This window comes from Scandinavium lactucae, assembly GCF_033843265.1.
In the GTDB taxonomy this organism is placed as follows: Bacteria; Pseudomonadota; Gammaproteobacteria; order Enterobacterales; family Enterobacteriaceae; genus Scandinavium; species Scandinavium lactucae.
Map to the genome: position 1 here is coordinate 13,487 of NZ_JAWXRD010000037.1, position 19,581 is coordinate 33,067.

The following is a 19,581-nucleotide window of genomic DNA, read 5'->3' on the forward strand; positions in this document are numbered from 1 at the left end:
AAAGCAGTGGATCAGCAGACCGCGACAGCCTTACAAGCGTTTACCCAACGCTATTGCGATGCCTGGCAGCAACGCCACGGCACCGCGCCGCGCAGCGAAGAGTTGCACGGGATTGCTTCACCCTGTGTGACGGCATCGGATGATGACGCGGTATTTTGGCTGCCTCAGCCGTTCACCCTTGAGCCAACCCTGCAAGCGGTTGAAAGGGCGATGGACATTGTGGTACAACACCCGCTTCAAACTTATTATACCAGCCAGTTTGCCGGTGATATGTCCGCCACCTTTGGCGAGCGTGAATTGACGTTGTTGCAGGTCTGGAGTGCGGATGATTTTCAGCGAGTGCAGGAAAATCTGATTGGTCACCTGGTTACGCAAAAACGCCTGAAGCTATCACCGACGTTATTTATCGGCACGCTCGATAGCGAACTGGATGTGGTTTCCGTCTGCAATCTGACGGGCGAAGTGGTCCTTGAGACCCTCGGCACCCGTAATCGCACCACGCTTTCTGCTTCTGTTGCGAGTTTCCTCACGCATGCAGAGCCTCTCGTGTAATCCATATGCCTGGCCTTCTTGTGAGAGATCTCTTACATAGCGTGTGAGAGATCGCATGCACGTAAGCGAGACATTGCCGCTCCGCTTTAACGCGATTCTATTTTAATCAATAGGTTATAACGAAGGTGGGCCACTTTCATATGAAAACGGTCTCTGAGGAATACCTAAAAGAGGCTTGTAAGAGAGCCCGTAATAGAGGATTCTATACATGTCGACAGGGAGTCTGACAACGAAACGAACATTAGGATGATGACGTTTCAGCAGGATACACCAGGACGGTGCTGCAAGGACAGGCTTCAGGATCGAAGCAAAAGGATTACGCAGGACGCGTAGAAGGACACCTCCAGGATGGAGAAAGAGAGCCGGTCAGGATGCCCGGTGGATCAGGAAGATCAGGACAACTTACGGATGAGTCAAATCGCATCGGGGTGGTGCGAGCAGGATGCAACGGTTTATGGATGAACAGGTCAGGAGACCACAGGAAAAGTTGTCAAGGATGAGCAGGGAGCACCAAAAGTAGCTGGACTGCTGCGAAACGAACCGGGAGCACTGTGAAAACAGTGCTCCCTTTTTTTATTTCCCTCGCCACCGATGGTATCCTGCGCCGCAGATTTTCATTTCGACGTTTCTTCCGAGGTTTCCATGACCCATCACGACCGCGTGCGTCAGCGCCTGCACGCCATTGAAGCGCAGCTGCGCGAACATCAGCACTGGCAGGATAACGCTCCCGAGGCCCACGTTTTCGAGAGTACGCAACCTTTCTTTATGGACACGATGGAGCCGCTGGAGTGGCTGCAGTGGGTGCTGCTGCCGCGGATGCATCAGCTTATTGACGCCCAGCAGCCGCTACCGCAGAACTTTGCCGTCGCGCCGTATTATGAAATGGCCCTCGACGCCAGCCATCCGTTCCGCGTGATTATCATGCCGGAACTTGAGCAGCTCGACGCGCTGTTTGCCGGCGATGACGCCTGATGCTGGAGATCCTCTATCAGGACCCATGGCTGGTTGCCGTCAATAAACCTTCCGGCTGGCTGGTACACCGTAGCTGGCTGGATCGCGATGAGAAAGTGGTGGTGATGCAGACCGTGCGTGACCAGATTGGCCAGCACGTTTTTACCGTCCACCGTCTCGACAGGCCGACATCCGGCGTGCTGCTGATGGGCTTGTCGAGTGAAGCGGGCCGCCTTCTTTCCCAGCAGTTTGAGCAGCATCAGATCCAAAAACGCTACCACGCTATTGTGCGTGGCTGGCTGATGGACGATGACGTGCTTGACTATCCGCTGGTGGAAGAGCTGGACAAAATCGCCGATAAGTTTTCACGCGACGATAAAGAAGCCCAACCAGCCGTAACCCACTATCGCGGGCTGGCAACGGTTGAAATGCCGGTGGCGACCGGGCGCTACCCGACCACCCGTTACGGGCTGGTTGAGCTTGAACCGAAAACCGGGCGCAAGCATCAGCTGCGCCGCCACATGAGCCATCTTCGCCATCCGATCCTCGGCGACAGCAAACACGGCGATCTGCGCCAGAATCGCAGCGCGGCAGAGCACTTCGGCTGCGACCGGCTAATGCTGCACGCAAGTGAGCTGCACCTGACTCATCCGTTTACCGGCGAGCCGCTGATTATTCGCGCCAGCCTTGATGACGTCTGGATGCAGGCAATGTCACATTTTGGCTGGCGTGGACTTCTCCCCGATGTTGAAAGGGTTGAGTTTACGCCGGACAACGGTCAGGATGACGACATAACTGAATGATTCAGGGAGATAAGTAATGGCGGAAGTTGGCATTTTTGTCGGCACCATGTACGGAAACGCGCTGCTGGTGGCGGAAGAAGCGCAGACCATACTCGCGGCCCACGGTCACAAAGCAGAAGTTTTTGAAGATCCTGAAGTTGACGACTGGGCGTCTTATCAGGGCAAATATGCGCTGGTGGTGACCTCAACCACCGGGCAGGGCGACCTGCCGGACAGCATTGTACCGCTGTTTCAGGGGATTCAGGATATGTACCAGCCGCATCTGCGTTACGGCATTATCGCGCTGGGCGACAGCACCTACTCGCACTTCTGCGGCGGCGGTAAGCGCTTCGATGCGCTATTACAGGAGCAAGGCGCGCAGCGCATCGGCGACATGCTGATGATTGATGCCAGCGAAGATCCTGAACCGGAAACAGTGTCTAACCCGTGGGTTGAACACTGGGCCACACTGCTCAGCTGATTAGCATTCGACAGCCCTTCAGCCGAAGGGCTCGTTATCCTAAAATCTTCCGCGCTTCGCGGGCCACGTTGTCCATCTCGTCCAGCAGTTCCAGTAACTCCGGTTCCAGCTCATCGGGCGAGATCCCGTTGCGCAGCTGGCCTTCAATCAAATGGCACAGATTTTTCAGACGTGGGACGCCGCTGTAGCCACAGCTTCCATGCAGTTTGTGGATGGCGTTGACTAACTCTTCTGGCTGCTCGCCCACCAGCTGTTCCTCGACCTTATTGCGGATTTCTGGCAAAAATTCCACCAGCATTTGCAGCATGTCGCGGGCCAGATTTTGCTTGTTGGCCGCCTGACGTAGCGCCAGCTGCCAGTCGAGAGTGGTATTGAGGTTGATCGGCGGATGCGGCTCGGTTACCTCTGCCTGGGGTAGGTTCAGACCCGGCTTGTAGCGCAGCAGCAGATTCCGCAGCTTGCTCTCTTCAATCGGCTTCGCCAGATAGTCGTTCATCCCGGCGCTGAGCAACTTCTCTTTCTGACCGGCCATCGCGTGCGCGGTCACCGCAATCACCGGGGTTTGCTGCTGGTGTGGCAGTTGGTGAATCAATTCGCAGGCGCGGATCCCATCCATATCCGGCATCTGAATATCCATCAGGATCAGGTCGAACTGCATCTGCTTCGCGCGGTTAATCGCTTCCTGGCCGCTGTCGCACAGTTCAACGTTTTGCACCTGATCTTCCAGCAGGGCCCCGATAAGCTTCAGGTTCGCCGGGTTATCGTCTACCGCCATCACCGTCATATTCAGTCGTGAATCGTCGACGTTTAGCGTGACGGGCGTTTGATTGATACGGCAGTATTCCGTTAAGGCAGGCAGTAAGCGCGTTGAGGTCAGCGGTTTAAGCAGACAGGCGGCGGCCCCGTTTTGCTTAAGCTCCTCGGCGTTGACCTGCACGTGGCATGGCAAAGCCAGCAGAAGGAAATCGGTCATTGCACGGGCGCGTTCGAGTTTATCTGCGTGGATGCTTAAATCGCGCATCGACACCGGCACGGCGACCAGCAGAATGTCGTAATGATCGTCAGGCAGCGCCGAGAAGGTCGGGCTGTAGACCACCTCCAGCGGCGTGGTTGCCAGCAGGTCCAGAGTGCACTGCGCGGCGGCGGCATTCGCTTCAACGTAGGCCAGACGCTTGCCTGCCAGGCAGGTGGTGGCCAGGCTTTCGGACACCACGTTAGGATTGAGATCCAGGCTGATGTGGAACCAGAATGTGGAGCCGCGATTAGGCTGGCTGTGGAACGAAATATCCCCGCCCATCTCTTTGACCAGTTTCTGAGTGATCACAAGGCCAAGCCCGGTGCCACCGTGACGTCGCGAAATACTCGCATCCGCCTGACGGAACGCCTGGAACAGCCGCGACTGATCGCGCTCGGGAATGCCAATCCCGGTGTCACGGATTTGCACTTCAATCTGCACTTTGTTGTTGCTCAGGGCGCGCTTCTCCACCAGCACGTCAATATTGCCATTTTCGGTAAATTTAATCGCGTTGCCGACCAGGTTGGTGATCACCTGCTGAAGACGCAGCGGATCACCGATAACGTTGTCCGGCACATCGTTCTTAAAGTTCAGGGTCAGCTCCAGTCCCTTGTCATGGGCGGAGTGGGCCAGAAGCGTGACTACTTCATCCAGCGAATTACGTAGCGGGAACGGAATACTTTCCAGCACCAGCTTACCCGCTTCCAGTTTGGAGAAGTCCAGCACGTCGTTGATGATCGCCAGCAGATTGTTTGCCGAGCGTTCGATGGTGCTGAGGTGGTCGCGCTGGGTTGGATTAAGATCGGTTTTCAGCGTCAGGCGCGTGAAGCCAATCACCCCGTTGAGCGGGGTACGCAGTTCGTGCGACATATTGGCAAGGAATTCAGATTTGATACGCGCCGCTTCCTGGGCGCGCTTCTTCGCCAGATCCAGCTCAACGTTCTGGATTTCCATCTGCTCCAGGGTTTCGCGCAGGTCAGAGGTGGCCTGGTCAACGTTATGCTGCATCTCTTCGTGGTAGGCCGCCAGCGACATGGCCATCGAGTTGATGCCGTTTTTCAGCATATCGAGTTCGCCAAGCATAAACCCTTCAACCCGGCTGTCGAGCTGGCCGCGACGGATGCGGTCAACGGTATTCACCATATTTCGAATCGGTCCGGTGACGTCGCGCATCAGCCGCCAACCGAAGATCAGCGCAATGCCGATACAGAACAGCATCATCACGCTGGAAATAAAAATCTCTTTATACTGCTGCAGGCGCACCGAACGTAAATCAAGCTCCAGCGCCACATAGCCGAGCATATTAACCGGCGTTTTGGCATCCGAGGTGGGAGATTCATCCGGTGAATAGGTTTCCGAGACAATCGGTGTGCGCAGGATCATCACATCCCCGCTGCGATGGACGCTTAACCTGCGCGGCAACGGCGAGCCGTTTGGCAGCTTTAATTCGCTGGGGTCGAGATGATAATTCGAGGTGACAAACAGCCGGTTGTGTTCGTCGTAAACCGAAATCGCCCGCACAATGTCAGAATGGCGGCGATGCAGGACGCTGATCAGCTGTCCGATTGACTCACGGTTTTGCAAGTTCATGCCATATTCACTGGAGACCGCGAGCGGCTCAATGATGCTGGCCCCGGCGTCTTCCAGCTGACGCTGCAGGTCATGATAGCGGTGAACGACAAAGAAGATGCTGAGCAGCAGACCGATAAGGACGGTCGGGGCCAGGATCAGAATCATCATGCGCGCGCGCAGGCTGTAGTTGGTCATGGAGGTCCGTTATGGGAGAATCAGGGTTAACACACTACGTTTGAGAAAAATCTCTGAATGGCGCAATTCTACTCTGCAAAACGCCGCGTGACGACGCGCGAGATCATAACCGTGACGGTGAGCGACCTTGACCCCTTCGGCCAGGGCGTGGCGCGCCATAACGGGAAAACACTGTTTATCAACGGGTTGTTGCCAGATGAACGTGCCGAAGTTCGCATCACCGAAGATAAAAAACAGTATGCGCGAGCCCAGGTAAAACGTCGACTTAACGACAGTCCGGAGCGTGAGCAACCGCGATGTCCGCATTTTGGCGTCTGCGGCGGCTGCCAGCAGCAACATGCCAGCGTGGCGCTTCAGCAGCGCAGTAAACAGGCGGCGCTGGCGCGTCTGATGAAACATGAAGTTGAAGACGTTCTCTCTGCTTCGCCGTGGGGCTATCGCCGTCGGGCGCGTCTGAGCTTGAATTATCAGCCAAAAAATCAACAATTGCAGATGGGTTTTCGCAAGGCAGGATCGAACGATATCGTCGACGTGACGCAATGCCCCGTGCTGGTGCCCACTCTTGAGGCATTGCTGCCTGCGATGCGTGACTGCCTGACGGCGCTAACCGGTGTACGCCATCTTGGCCATGTAGAGCTGGTGCTGGCGGATAACGGTCCGCTGATGGTGCTGCGCCATACCGCGCCGTTATCTGCGGAAGATAAGGCAAAACTGGAACAGTTTTCGCATTTACACCAGCTTGCACTGTGGCTGGCACCACAAAGTGATAGCGTTGAACAGGTTAGCGGTGCATTACCCTGGTACAATTCTGACGGGCTACGCTTAACGTTCAGCCCAAGGGATTTTATCCAGGTCAACGACGGGGTGAATCAGCGGATGGTCGAGACGGCGCTGGCATGGCTCGACGTGCAGCCAGAAGACCGCGTCCTGGACCTGTTCTGCGGCATGGGTAACTTCACGCTGCCGCTGGCGAAACGTGCCGCCAGCGTAGTGGGAGTAGAAGGCGTCCCGGCGTTGGTCGAAAAGGGCCAGCAGAATGCGGCGCAAAACGGGCTGCACAACGTGACTTTCTTCCACGAAAATCTCGAAGAGGATGTCACCCGTCAGGCTTGGGCCAAAAATGGTTTTGACAAAATTTTACTCGATCCTGCGCGCGCGGGCGCACCGGGCGTGATGCAGCATATCGTAAAATTAGCCCCCTCGCGGGTAGTGTATGTATCCTGTAATCCTGCGACGTTGGCGCGTGATAGTGAGGTGCTTTTGGCGGTGGGCTATCAAATTCAGCGTCTGGCAATGCTGGACATGTTCCCGCACACTGGGCACCTGGAGTCGATGGTGCTGTTTGAGCACAAATAATGAATCAAGGCTTGTCGAATCCGACAGGCCCGTTCTCTAAAGGAGAGGATAATGGTCGCGGTACGCAGTGCACATCTTAATATCGCTGGGGAGTTTGATCCGCTTAAATGGATAGCAAGCCTGGGAATTTCCAGCCAGCAGTCATGTGAGCGCTTAGCCGAAACGTGGACCTATTGTCGGGAACAAACCCTCGGTCATCCTGATGCGGAGCTGCTGCTGTGGCGCGGCGTTGAGATGGTTGAAATTCTCTCCATGCTGAATATGGATATTGATTCATTGCGGGCGGCGCTGTTATTCCCGCTGGTCGTGGGTGAGGTGGTGAGTGAAGAAACGCTGGAAGAAAGCGCCGGTAAATCTATCGTCACGCTTATCCACGGCGTGCGCGACATGGCCGCCATTCGCCAGCTGAAAGCCACCCATAATGATTCCGTCTCATCCGAACAGGTCGATAACGTTCGCCGCATGTTGCTGGCGATGGTCGACGATTTCCGCTGCGTGGTCATCAAGCTGGCGGAGCGGATTGCCCATCTGCGAGAAGTGAAGGATGCGCCAGAAGATGAACGCGTGCTGGCGGCGAAGGAATGTACCAACATCTACGCCCCGCTGGCCAATCGTCTCGGCATCGGTCAGCTGAAATGGGAGCTGGAAGATTACTGCTTCCGCTACCTGCATCCGGCGGAATACAAGCGCATAGCCAAACTGCTGCACGAACGCCGTATCGACCGTGAACACTACATCGACGAGTTCGTCGGCACCCTGCGCGCCTCTATCAAAGAAGAGGGCGTGAAGGCGGAAGTGTATGGCCGACCAAAACACATCTACAGCATCTGGCGCAAAATGCAGAAGAAGCATCTGGCGTTTGATGAACTGTTTGACGTGCGTGCGGTGCGCATCGTCGCCGAGCGTTTGCAGGACTGCTATGCCGCACTCGGCATAGTCCACACCCATTTCCGCCATTTGCCGGACGAGTTCGACGATTACGTTGCCAACCCGAAACCGAACGGCTATCAGTCGATTCACACCGTGGTGCTCGGCCCCGGCGGTAAAACGGTAGAGATTCAGATTCGTACCCGCCAGATGCACGAAGAGTCAGAGCTTGGCGTGGCGGCGCACTGGAAATACAAAGAGGGCGCGGCGTCCAGCGGCGCGCGCGGCCATGAAGACCGCATCGCCTGGCTGCGTAAACTGATTGCGTGGCAGGAAGAGATGGCGGATTCGGGCGAAATGCTCGACGAAGTTCGCAGCCAGGTATTCGACGATCGGGTGTACGTGTTTACCCCGAAAGGCGACGTGGTGGATTTACCGGCGGGCTCCACGCCGCTCGACTTTGCCTACCATATCCACAGCGACGTGGGGCATCGCTGCATCGGGGCGAAAATCGGTGGACGTATCGTGCCGTTTACCTACCAGTTGCAGATGGGCGATCAGATTGAAATCATCACTCAAAAGCAGCCGAACCCAAGCCGCGACTGGCTGAATCCGAATCTCGGCTACGTCACCACCAGCCGTGGACGCTCGAAAATTCACGCCTGGTTCCGCAAACAGGATCGCGATAAAAACATTCTTGCCGGGCGTCAGATCCTCGACGACGAGCTGGCGCATCTCGGCATCAGCCTGAAGGAAGCGGAAAAACACCTGCTGCCGCGCTACAACTTTAACGAACTCGACGAACTGCTGGCGGCGATTGGCGGGGGCGATATTCGTCTCAACCAGATGGTGAACTTCCTGCAAGCACAGTTCAATAAGCCGAGCGCTGCCGAGCAGGATGCCGCCGCGCTGAAGCAGCTGCAGCAGAAAACCTATAACCCGCAGCAGAATCGCAAGAAAGACGACGGGCGCGTGGTGGTGGAAGGCGTGGGTAATCTGATGCACCACATTGCGCGTTGCTGCCAGCCGATTCCGGGGGATGAGATCGTCGGCTTTATCACCCAAGGGCGCGGAATTTCCGTCCACCGGGCTGACTGCGATCAACTGGTGGAACTGCAATCGCATGCCCCGGAGCGCATCGTCGATGCCGTCTGGGGCGAAAGCTACTCGGCGGGTTACTCGCTGGTGGTTCGCGTGCAGGCCAACGATCGCAGCGGATTACTGCGCGATATCACTACCATCCTCGCCAACGAGAAGGTCAACGTGCTGGGCGTGGCGAGCCGCAGTGACACCAAACAGCAGCTCGCGACCATCGACATGACCATAGAAATCTACAACCTGCAGGTGCTGGGCCGGGTGCTCGGTAAGCTGAATCAGGTGCCGGATGTGATAGACGCCCGACGTCTGCACGGCGGTTAATTTTGCAAGGAAAAACCATGACTCAAATCGACCGCCTGCTCGGCATTATGCAGCGTCTGCGTGACCCGCAGCGCGGCTGTCCGTGGGACAAAGAGCAGACCTTCGCCACCATCGCCCCCTACACCCTGGAAGAGACCTATGAGGTGCTCGACGCCATTAACCGCGAGGATTTTGAAGATCTGCGCGGTGAACTTGGTGACCTGTTATTCCAGGTGGTGTTCTTTGCGCAGATGGCCCATGAAGAAGGGCGCTTTGATTTCAACGATATCTGTGCCGCCATCAGTGACAAGCTCGAGCGCCGCCATCCGCACATTTTCGGCGATGCCAGCGCCAGCAACAGCACTGAAGTGCTGGCGCGTTGGGAGCAAATCAAAAGCGCTGAACGGGCTGAAAAGGCGCAGCACTCTGCACTGGACGATATTCCGCACAGTTTCCCGGCGCTGATGCGTTCCCATAAAATCCAGAAACGCGTTGCTGCGGTCGGTTTCGACTGGACCACGCTGGGCCCGGTGCTCGACAAAGTCTATGAAGAAATCGACGAGGTGATGCACGAGGCCAAACAGGCGGTGGTCGATGAGCAAAAGCTGGAAGAGGAGATGGGTGACCTGCTGTTTGCGACGGTCAATTTATCGCGTCATTTAGGTGTGAAAGCCGAGTCCGCTTTGCAAAAAGCGAACCTCAAATTCGAGCGCCGTTTCCGCGAAGTGGAGCGTATCGTTGCCGAGCGAGGCCTTGAAATGACCGGGATTGACCTCGAAACCATGGAAGGCGTGTGGCAAGAGGTAAAACGGCAGGAATCTGATCTCTAACAGTTTTTTGCGATCAAGCGCTATTTGTGTGATTTTTAAAATGACAAGCGCTTGATTTGCGTCAAAAACATTTAGCCAAAAGGGGCTATTTTCTCACTCCTTATGTTTGTCTGAGCCTGGAATGGAGACGGAGAATGAATGTTTGTGGCGCTCGCCGTGTTCGGGTATACTACTTTCCCGTCCTGGTTATTCCATCATTCCAACCTAACTTCTCAGGTTCAGCATGACAACGAACTATATTTTTGTGACCGGCGGGGTCGTATCCTCTCTGGGTAAAGGCATTGCAGCCGCCTCCCTTGCAGCCATTCTCGAAGCCCGTGGCCTCAACGTGACCATGATGAAACTGGATCCGTATATCAACGTCGATCCGGGCACCATGAGCCCTATCCAACACGGGGAAGTGTTCGTTACTGAAGACGGCGCTGAAACCGACCTGGACCTGGGTCACTATGAGCGTTTCATCCGTACCAAAATGACACGCCGCAATAACTTCACCACGGGTCGTATCTACTCTGACGTTCTGCGTAAAGAACGCCGTGGCGACTATCTGGGCGCAACCGTTCAGGTTATCCCGCACATCACCAACGCTATCAAAGAACGTGTCATTGCGGGTGGTGAAGGCCACGACGTGGTGCTGGTTGAAATCGGTGGTACCGTGGGTGATATCGAATCCCTGCCGTTCCTCGAAGCGATTCGCCAACTGGCGGTAGATATTGGCCGTGAACACGCGCTGTTTATGCACCTGACCCTGGTGCCTTACATGGCCGCTGCGGGTGAAGTCAAAACCAAGCCGACTCAGCACTCCGTTAAAGAGCTGCTGTCCATCGGTATTCAGCCAGATATTCTGATTTGCCGTTCCGATCGTGCCGTTCCGGCTAACGAACGTGCGAAAATCGCATTGTTCTGTAACGTTCCAGAAAAGGCTGTCATTTCTCTGAAAGATGTCGATTCCATTTATAAAATCCCGGGCCTGTTGAAATCTCAGGGTCTGGACGATTATATTTGTAAACGATTCAGCTTGAACTGTCCGGAAGCTAATCTGTCTGAATGGGAACAGGTTATCTACGAAGAAGCGAACCCGGCAGGTGAAGTGACTATTGGTATGGTCGGCAAGTACATTGAACTGCCGGATGCCTATAAGTCGGTTATCGAAGCGCTGAAACACGGTGGCCTGAAGAACCGCGTAACCGTCAACATCAAACTGATCGATTCGCAAGATGTTGAAACACGTGGTGTCGAAATTCTGAAAGGTCTTGATGCTATTCTGATCCCTGGCGGCTTCGGCTACCGTGGTGTTGAAGGCAAAATCGCCACCGCACGCTTTGCGCGTGAAAACAATATTCCGTATCTGGGCATCTGCCTGGGTATGCAGGTTGCGTTGATCGAGTTCGCTCGTAACGTAGTCGGGATGGAAAACGCCAACTCAACGGAATTTGTGCCAGACTGTAAGTATCCGGTTGTGGCCCTTATCACTGAATGGCGTGATGAAAACGGGAATGTCGAAGTGCGTACTGAGAAAAGCGATCTCGGCGGCACCATGCGTCTGGGGGCTCAGGCCTGCCAGCTCAGCGACGACAGCCTGGTTCGCAAGATGTACGGCGAAGAGACTATCACCGAGCGTCACCGTCACCGCTATGAAGTCAACAATATGCTGTTGAAACAGATTGAAGCTGCGGGCCTGCGTATTGCAGGCCGTTCCGGGGATGATCAGTTGGTCGAGATCATCGAGGTTCCGAATCACCCATGGTTCGTTGCCTGTCAGTTCCATCCGGAGTTTACTTCTACGCCGCGTGATGGGCATCCGCTGTTTGCAGGCTTCGTGAAAGCCGCCAGCGAGTTCCAGAAGCGTCAGGCGAAGTAAAAAAGTTAGAACGGCAGCGCCCCTTGTTGGGGCGTTGTTTGTCTGGAGTTTTAGTTTAACTTGTACTGAGGAAAACCTAATGTCCAAAATCGTTAAAGTCATCGGTCGTGAAATCATCGACTCCCGTGGTAACCCGACTGTTGAAGCCGAAGTACACCTGGAAGGTGGTTTCGTCGGTATGGCAGCAGCACCATCAGGTGCTTCTACTGGTTCCCGCGAAGCTCTGGAGCTGCGCGATGGCGACAAATCCCGTTTCATGGGTAAAGGCGTACTGAAAGCTGTTGGCGCTGTAAACGGCCCAATCGCTCAGGCTATCCTTGGCAAAGATGCCAAAGATCAGGCTGGCATCGACAAGATCATGATCGATCTGGACGGTACTGAAAACAAATCCAACTTCGGCGCTAACGCGATCCTGGCTGTGTCTCTGGCTAACGCCAAAGCTGCTGCAGCTTCTAAAGGTCAGCCGCTGTTCGAACACATTGCTGAACTGAACGGTACTCCGGGCAAATACTCCATGCCGGTTCCGATGATGAACATCATCAACGGTGGTGAGCACGCAGACAACAACGTTGATATTCAGGAATTCATGATTCAGCCTGTTGGCGCGAAAACCCTGAAAGAAGCGGTACGTATGGGTTCTGAAGTGTTCCACAACCTGGCTAAAGTTCTGAAAGCTAAAGGCATGAACACTGCAGTTGGTGACGAAGGTGGCTATGCGCCAAACCTGGGTTCCAACGCTGAAGCTCTGGCTGTTATCGCTGAAGCGGTTAAAGCAGCTGGCTACGAGCTGGGCAAAGACATCACTCTGGCGATGGACTGTGCAGCTTCTGAATTCTACAAAGACGGTAAATACGTTCTGGCTGGCGAAGGCAACAAAGCGTTCACCTCTGAAGAATTCACCCACTTCCTGGAAGATCTGACCAAGCAGTATCCGATCGTTTCCATCGAAGATGGTCTGGACGAATCTGATTGGGATGGTTTCGCATACCAGACCAAAGTGCTGGGCGACAAAATCCAGCTGGTTGGTGACGATCTGTTCGTAACCAACACCAAGATCCTGAAAGAAGGCATCGACAAAGGCATCGTTAACTCCATCCTGATCAAATTCAACCAGATCGGTTCTCTGACCGAAACTCTGGCTGCAATCAAGATGGCAAAAGACGCTGGCTACACTGCAGTCATCTCTCACCGTTCTGGTGAAACTGAAGATGCAACTATCGCTGACCTGGCGGTAGGTACTGCTGCAGGCCAGATCAAAACCGGTTCCATGAGCCGTTCTGACCGCGTTGCTAAATACAACCAGCTGATTCGTATCGAAGAAGCACTGGGCGAAAAAGCACCGTACAACGGTCTGAAAGAGATCAAAGGTCAGTAATTCATTACTGTCGCTTTACGCTATAAAAACCCGCTTCGGCGGGTTTTTTATTGCCTGGAAAACGCGGCGGGGCAGCTGCTTGTCTCGCCGTGGCGCGCCAAATCTGCGATACTTACACTTTACTCCCTTCACAGAGATGACTATGCAGTACCCGATTAACGAAATGTTCCAGACCCTGCAAGGCGAGGGTTACTTCACCGGCGTTCCCGCCATTTTTATTCGACTACAGGGATGCCCGGTTGGCTGTGCGTGGTGCGATACCAAACATACCTGGGACATGCTGGAAGATCGGGAAGTGTCTCTGTTCAGCATTCTGGCGAAAACCAAAGAAAGCGACAAATGGGGCGCGGGCACGCCGGAAGATCTGCTGACGGCGATCGGCCGTCAGGGCTGGACCGCGCGCCATGTGGTCATCACCGGCGGCGAACCCTGCATTCACGATTTAACCCCGCTGACCACGCTGCTGGAACAAAACGGTTACAGCTGCCAGATTGAAACCAGCGGTACCCACGAAGTCCGCTGCTCTCACGCCACCTGGGTGACCGTGTCGCCGAAGGTGAACATGCGCGGCGGATATGAAGTCCTGCCTCAGGCCCTACAGCGTGCCGACGAGATTAAACATCCGGTAGGACGGATGCGTGACATTGAAGCGCTGGATGAACTGTTAGAGACGCTGACCGACGATAAACAGCGTGTCATCGCCTTGCAGCCCATCAGCCAGAAAGACGATGCCACCCGCCTGTGCATTGAGACCTGTATCGCCCGCAACTGGCGTTTGTCGATGCAGACGCACAAATACCTGAATATCGCCTGATAAATACGCCGGGTATTCGCCCGGCATATTCTCCCCGCGTTACGCGTTCGACCAGCTCTGAATGGCATCCACGTTATCCAGATTGCCATGGAAAACTTCATACGATTTTTTCAGAATCGGATCGGTATGGCGGGTCAGCTCTTTGAAGATCCCTGTGTTCATCGCCTCATAGCGCGCCGCATGGCTTGCCACTGGGGTAAATACATCTTTGACCCGCACCATGTTATCTACCGCTTGCTGATATGACGAATAGAGGCCTAACCCAACCGCCGTATTGATCGCCGCACCCAGGCTCGCACAGCCATTAATGGCATTGCGTCTGGCGGGTAGGTTAAAGACATCAGCGAAAATCTGCATAAACAAATCGCTGTTTGACCCTCCGCCGGTGATGATGATCTGTTTGGCAAAATGCTGCATTTCGCCGCACATGTTGTCGTAGTTATTTTTCAGGGTCAGAGCAATGCTTTCCAGAATTGAGCGGTAAATCCACGCGTAGTTCATGGTGGCGTTAAACCCAATCATTATCCCGCGCTTGTACGGTTCCCACGGATTCGTCAACCAGTCGAGCACGGTCATCAGGCCGTCGCACCCCGGCGGTACGTGGCTGGCTTTTTGGTTAAGTAAATCTTCCGGCGAAATCCCCAGCGCATTGGCATCCTGAATCAGCGATTCGCCGAGCATGTCGCGCAGCCAGCTCACGGTCCACATGCCCTTACGAATGCCGTAGCCTTCGTAGAGCAATGTTTCAGGAATTGAGGACATGATCGGCCAGTAGGCCTGTGGATCTTTCGGTAATGCCTTACCGTTCATCATCAAGGCAATATAAGTGCCTAATGAAATCACCGCCGTGTCGTCATCCAGCAGCCCGGCTCCGAGTGCCTCGACCGCTTTGTCGCTGGTGCTGCAAACAACCGGCAGCCCTTGCGGGAAGCCCGTAGCGTTCGCGGCGTCATGGGTGATATGACCCAGCACGGTGCCCGGCATCTGCACACCGAACAGCATTTCACGCGGAATATTGAATTTCTTAAATACCGCCTCGTCGTCGCTCCAGTTCCAGGTCTTATAATCCACCGGCCACTGGCCGAAATAGTTGGCAATGTTGTCTTTGCGTTCGCCGGTTAAGCGGTGCGAGAGATAGCCGGAAAACGACGTGACGTACGCCACGTCTTGTTGCGAATGTTCATAAGGACGCGTCACACGGGCATCCTGCCAGCTGATCAGCTGTGCGGCGGGCGTGCCATCGGCTTTTAACAGCGCACGGCAGCAGCGAATCGACCCCAGGCCAATGCCGACAATATCCTCCGGCTGGCCGGTAAACTGACGCATCAGGTCTTGCCCGGCGGCACACAGTGAGGTCCAGAGATCGTCATCAGGATGCTCCACGGTATCGGCATCCGGGGTGTGCATCGGCTGTAGCATACCTTTTCCTTCGCACACCACGTTTCCTTTCAGGTCGTACATCACCACTTTGGTGCTCTGACTTCCGCCATCGATTCCAATGATGTATTGATTAGACATTGTCCTTCTCCTTTAAAGAATCCCCGTCACTGGCCCAAGCTTTCCGTCGCCATTGACGCTACATTTTCTGTTTCCCGGCTGACGGCGCGAATTTTGCGAAACAGCAGGAAGGTAAAGACGATAACCATGCACACCGCGCCAAGCCCCATCAGCCACATATTGCGATACGCCTCTTCAGCAGGGAGTGTGTCCTGCCAGTGGCCGACAATCGGGTAAACGAAGACATCTGGCAGGAAGCCAATTACCGAGCAGATGCCCACGGTGGTGCCCATGATAAAGGTTGGCGTTCTCGCTTCTCCAGGGCAGGCGAAATAGAGTCCACGCGAGGCATAACAGGTAAAGGCCAGCAGCAAAATGAGGCCAATCCCGACGGCAACCGACTGCGGATGATTGTTGGTTGCCAACAGTGCCATCAGCGTCAGGGCGCTCACCACCGACAGGATCTGGATAACGCGCGTGGGTGACTTCACCCGGCTATAGGTGGTGATTATTCCGCCCAGCGGGCCACAGAATGCGCGGAAGATTTTGTTGATGACGATCCCCATATAGCTCGCCGCTACCAGCGACATGCCGTACATCTCGGTCAGATAGTTGGTGGAATAGCTGAGGATCGCATAGATGGTATACACGCCGAAAATAATCAGACTGCAATACCAGGTGGTGCTGATGCGTAGTACCGAAAGAATGTCGCTGAACTGGAATGCTTTTTTCTCGCTCGGCTTGCTCGCGTCACTTGGATTAACTCCGTCGGCGACAAAGAACCAACACAGGATCCCCAGCAGAATGTAGACCACGCTGTAGATCAGAATCACCGTTTTCAGGCTGTTCGGATCCTCAGGGTCAAAGCGCGAAAAGGCCCACATGGTGAATACCGCCAGCGACATCACTCCCACGCCGCGCAATCCCTCCATCCAGCCCATAATCTTGCCTTGCTCGCTGCTGTCACCGAGCATCGAGGCGGCTTTGATCGACACCGACCACAGCATCAGAATCGTGGTCATTGCGAACGCCACCTGAATCAGCAACATCACCCACAGCGGCGGATAGGTGGCCATCACCAATCCGAGCAAACCCGTGATAATCATTGCCGAGGTAATCATTTTGCGATGGGAAAATTTATCGGCTATAACCCCGCTGGGGGCATACAGAATAATTGCGGTTATTCCGAAAGTACTCATGATCAAGCCTATTTCGGTATTGCTAAAACCCATGAATTTTGCCATGGGAATTTGGTAGATATAGCGTAAATAAGCTAAATCAAAGCTCACGCCACCGCTAAAGCTAATAATTGCGAGGGTTATCCAGCGGTGCCAGGGGGAATGTTGCATAGCAATTTCTCGAGTTAGTGGAGCATGTTAAGGGACGAAAAAAAGACAAAAAAAAGAGAAAAGTAAGCCGCCTTTGCAGGTGGATTACTTTTCTCAGGGTCTCCAGTAATTGCCATTACAAATATCACGAGAGATTTTTCTCAAGTGTGAGAATAATCACGATTCTTACCATTGATTATTCTAGGGTGGTGAAAATCATCTCTGTGAGTGTCATCACATTAGCGCGTCAAACGCTGTGCTACAAATTGGACACAGTTACCAGAGAATATGAGAAAGGTGACTTCCCTCTTACCGGGGGAAGTTGCCTTTCTTTTTTTTTGCCTAAAGGATTTTGGAGCCAAATTATGTCTATCGAGTCGCTTAACGCATTTTCAATGGATTTCTTCTCCCTGAAGGGGAAAACCGCCATCGTTACCGGTGGCAACAGCGGTCTGGGTCAGGCGTTTGCGATGGCGCTGGCGAAAGCCGGGGCTAACCTGTTCATTCCGAGCTTCATCAAAGATAACGGCGAAACCCGTGAAATGATTGAGCAACAGGGCGTCCAGGTTGATTTCATGGCAGTGGATATCACCGCCGAAGGCGCGCCGCGTAAGATTATCGCCGCCTGTTGTGAACGCTTCGGAACCGTGGATATTCTGGTCAATAACGCCGGAATTTGTAAGCTGAACAAGGTGCTGGATTTTGGCCGTGCTGACTGGGACCCCATGATTGATGTCAACCTGACCGCCGCATTTGAATTAAGCCACGAGGCGGCCAAAATTATGATCCCGCAAAAAAGCGGTAAAATTATTAATATTTGCTCGCTATTTTCTTATTTAGGTGGCCAGTGGTCACCTGCCTATTCCGCCACTAAACACGCCCTCGCAGGTTTTACTAAAGCTTATTGTGATGAATTGGGTCAGTACAATATTCAGGTTAATGGGATTGCGCCGGGGTATTACGCCACGGAAATCACCACCGCTACCCGGAGTAATCCTGAAACCAATCAGCGCGTCCTGGATCATATTCCAGCCAACCGTTGGGGCGATACCCAGGATTTAATGGGAGCGATGGTGTATCTCTCCAGTCGGGCTTCTGATTATGTCAATGGTCATTTGTTGGTGGTTGATGGCGGATATTTGGTCCGTTAAGTGTGATACCCGTTTGATTTGGTGGTTTCTGCTGTTTATTAACGTTTAAATCAGAAAGGAAATATTATGTCGTTATCCCGCGAAGCAATAGTTGAACAGATAAAAGAGATCGTCGGCCCCGAACGTGTAGTCACCGATGAGAATGTGCTGAAGAAAAATAGCGTCGATCGATTCAGAAAATACGCTGATATTCACGGGGTGTTCACCCTGCCGCTGCCTGCCGCAGTGGTTAAGCTCGGCTCGACCCAGCAGGTGTCGCAGGTACTCTCGTTTATGAATCAGCACAAAATCAACGGGGTACCGCGCACCGGGGCTTCCGCGACGGAAGGCGGCCTGGAGACGGTGGTGAAAAACTCGCTGGTGCTCGATGGCTCCGGGATGAACAAAATTATCGATATTGATATCGAGAATATGCAGGCCACCGCGCAGTGCGGTGTCCCGCTGGAAGTGCTGGAAAATGCCCTGCGCACTAAGGGCTACACTACCGGCCACTCACCCCAGTCTAAGCCATTGGCGCAGATGGGTGGCCTGGTGGCGACCCGCAGTATCGGCCAGTTCTCCACGCTGTATGGTGCGATCGAAGATATGGTGGTTGGGCTTGAAGCCGTGCTGGCGGATGGCACCATTACCCGCATCAAAAACGTGCCGCGCCGCGCCGCCGGGCCGGACATTCGCCACATCATCATCGGTAACGAAGGCGCGCTGTGCTACATCACTGAAGTAACAGTGAAAATTTTCAAATTCACCCCAGAAAATAATCTGTTCTACGGCTACATTCTGGATGAGATGAAAACCGGCTTTGAGATCCTGCGCGAAGTGATGGTGGAAGGTTATCGTCCGTCGATTGCCCGCCTGTACGACGCCGAAGATGGCACCCAGCACTTCACCCATTTCGCCGAAGGCAAATGCGTGATGATCTTTATGGCGGAAGGCAACCCGCGCATGGCTCGCGCCACCGGGGAAGGTATCGCCGAGATTGTGGCCCGTTATCCGCAGTGCAAGCGCGTGGACAGTAAGCTCATCGAAAACTGGTTCAACAATCTCAACTGGGGTCCGGATAAAGTCGCCGCCGAACGGGTGCACATCCTCAAAACGGGCAACATGGGCTTTACCACTGAAGTCTCCGGTGACTGGAGCAGCATCAATCAGATTTACGAGCGCGTGATTCACCGCATCCGCACCGAGTTCCCGCATGCCGAAGACATCACCATGCTCGGTGGTCACTCGTCGCACAGCTACATCAACGGCACCAACATGTACTTCGTCTATGACTACAACGTGGTGGACTGCAAGCCGGAAGATGAAATCGATAAGTACCATAATCCGCTGAATAAAATTATCTGCGAAGAGACCATTCGTCTCGGCGGATCAATGGTGCATCACCACGGGATCGGTAAGCACCGTGTGCACTGGAGTAAAGCGGAGCACGGTACCGCCTGGGCGCTGTTGGAAGGGCTGAAAAAGCAGTTCGATCCGAACGGCATCATGAACGCCGGAACAATTTATCCGCTTGAAAAATAATATCTATAACGGCTTCTCCCGTGGGGAAGCCGTAC

The 19,581-nt window shown here is 54.2% G+C and carries 15 protein-coding genes; 12 read left to right on the forward strand and 3 right to left on the reverse strand.

Features of this window, described 5'->3' with window-relative positions; all coding sequences use genetic code 11:
• Window positions 1-6 precede the first annotated feature (6 nt).
• The 4 genes from syd (at window position 7) to SIK69_RS16110 (ending at window position 2,766) form a co-directional block, all read left to right on the forward strand.
• On the forward strand, window positions 7-552 hold the full coding sequence (syd, locus tag SIK69_RS16095; protein WP_319786528.1) for a SecY-interacting protein: 546 nt from the start codon (window positions 7-9) through the stop codon (window positions 550-552).
• Between the two features lie 642 nt (window positions 553-1,194).
• On the forward strand, window positions 1,195-1,524 hold the full coding sequence (locus tag SIK69_RS16100) for a YqcC family protein (RefSeq protein WP_319629529.1): 330 nt from the start codon (window positions 1,195-1,197) through the stop codon (window positions 1,522-1,524).
• Window positions 1,524-2,306, forward strand: a complete 783-nt coding sequence (gene truC, locus SIK69_RS16105) for a tRNA pseudouridine(65) synthase TruC (protein ID WP_319786529.1) — start codon at window positions 1,524-1,526, stop codon at window positions 2,304-2,306. The genes SIK69_RS16100 and truC overlap by 1 nt, the downstream gene beginning before the upstream one ends.
• 16 nt (window positions 2,307-2,322) lie before the next feature.
• Window positions 2,323-2,766 (forward strand): flavodoxin, encoded by a 444-nt coding sequence (locus tag SIK69_RS16110; protein ID WP_319629527.1) that lies wholly within the window; start codon window positions 2,323-2,325, stop codon window positions 2,764-2,766.
• Window positions 2,767-2,800: 34 nt separating this feature from the next.
• Here the strand turns inward: SIK69_RS16110 and barA are convergent, their stop codons facing one another.
• Window positions 2,801-5,548: a two-component sensor histidine kinase BarA gene (gene barA, locus SIK69_RS16115; RefSeq protein ID WP_319786530.1), complete on the reverse strand. Its 2,748-nt coding sequence runs from the start codon at window positions 5,546-5,548 to the stop codon at window positions 2,801-2,803.
• A 57-nt stretch (window positions 5,549-5,605) separates the two neighbouring features.
• On the opposite strand from barA, the gene rlmD reads away from it, so the two are divergent.
• The 6 genes from rlmD (at window position 5,606) to queE (ending at window position 14,049) form a co-directional block, all read left to right on the forward strand.
• Entirely contained in the window at window positions 5,606-6,904 is a 1,299-nt protein-coding gene (gene rlmD / locus SIK69_RS16120) for a 23S rRNA (uracil(1939)-C(5))-methyltransferase RlmD (protein WP_319786531.1), read from the forward strand.
• A 51-nt stretch (window positions 6,905-6,955) separates the two neighbouring features.
• On the forward strand, window positions 6,956-9,190 hold the full coding sequence (relA, locus tag SIK69_RS16125; RefSeq protein ID WP_319629524.1) for a GTP diphosphokinase: 2,235 nt from the start codon (window positions 6,956-6,958) through the stop codon (window positions 9,188-9,190).
• A gap of 17 nt (window positions 9,191-9,207) precedes the next feature.
• The gene (mazG, locus tag SIK69_RS16130; protein ID WP_319786532.1) at window positions 9,208-9,999 is read left to right on the forward strand and encodes a nucleoside triphosphate pyrophosphohydrolase; all 792 of its coding nucleotides are present in this window, start codon (window positions 9,208-9,210) and stop codon (window positions 9,997-9,999) included.
• Between the two features lie 223 nt (window positions 10,000-10,222).
• Window positions 10,223-11,860 carry a glutamine hydrolyzing CTP synthase gene (pyrG, locus tag SIK69_RS16135; protein ID WP_319629522.1) on the forward strand — a complete coding sequence of 546 codons (1,638 nt, stop codon included), beginning with the start codon at window positions 10,223-10,225 and terminating at the stop codon, window positions 11,858-11,860.
• Window positions 11,861-11,939: 79 nt separating this feature from the next.
• Window positions 11,940-13,235, forward strand: coding sequence for a phosphopyruvate hydratase (gene eno / locus SIK69_RS16140; protein ID WP_319629521.1), 1,296 nt, complete (start codon window positions 11,940-11,942; stop codon window positions 13,233-13,235).
• 142 nt (window positions 13,236-13,377) lie between these two features.
• The gene (gene queE / locus SIK69_RS16145) at window positions 13,378-14,049 is read left to right on the forward strand and encodes a 7-carboxy-7-deazaguanine synthase QueE (protein ID WP_319629520.1); all 672 of its coding nucleotides are present in this window, start codon (window positions 13,378-13,380) and stop codon (window positions 14,047-14,049) included.
• Between the two features lie 39 nt (window positions 14,050-14,088).
• On the opposite strand, the gene SIK69_RS16150 is transcribed toward queE, so the two are convergent.
• On the reverse strand, window positions 14,089-15,567 hold the full coding sequence (locus SIK69_RS16150) for an FGGY-family carbohydrate kinase (protein ID WP_319786534.1): 1,479 nt from the start codon (window positions 15,565-15,567) through the stop codon (window positions 14,089-14,091).
• A gap of 26 nt (window positions 15,568-15,593) precedes the next feature.
• On the reverse strand, window positions 15,594-16,895 hold the full coding sequence (locus SIK69_RS16155) for an MFS transporter (RefSeq protein WP_319629518.1): 1,302 nt from the start codon (window positions 16,893-16,895) through the stop codon (window positions 15,594-15,596).
• 344 nt (window positions 16,896-17,239) lie between these two features.
• Here SIK69_RS16155 and SIK69_RS16160 point away from each other — a divergent pair, with 344 nt between their 5' ends.
• Complete coding sequence (locus SIK69_RS16160; RefSeq protein WP_319629517.1) at window positions 17,240-18,025, forward strand: SDR family oxidoreductase; 786 nt, start codon at window positions 17,240-17,242, stop codon at window positions 18,023-18,025.
• A 66-nt stretch (window positions 18,026-18,091) separates the two neighbouring features.
• The gene (locus tag SIK69_RS16165; RefSeq protein ID WP_319786535.1) at window positions 18,092-19,546 is read left to right on the forward strand and encodes an FAD-binding oxidoreductase; all 1,455 of its coding nucleotides are present in this window, start codon (window positions 18,092-18,094) and stop codon (window positions 19,544-19,546) included.
• The last annotated feature ends 35 nt before the right edge of the window (window positions 19,547-19,581 follow it).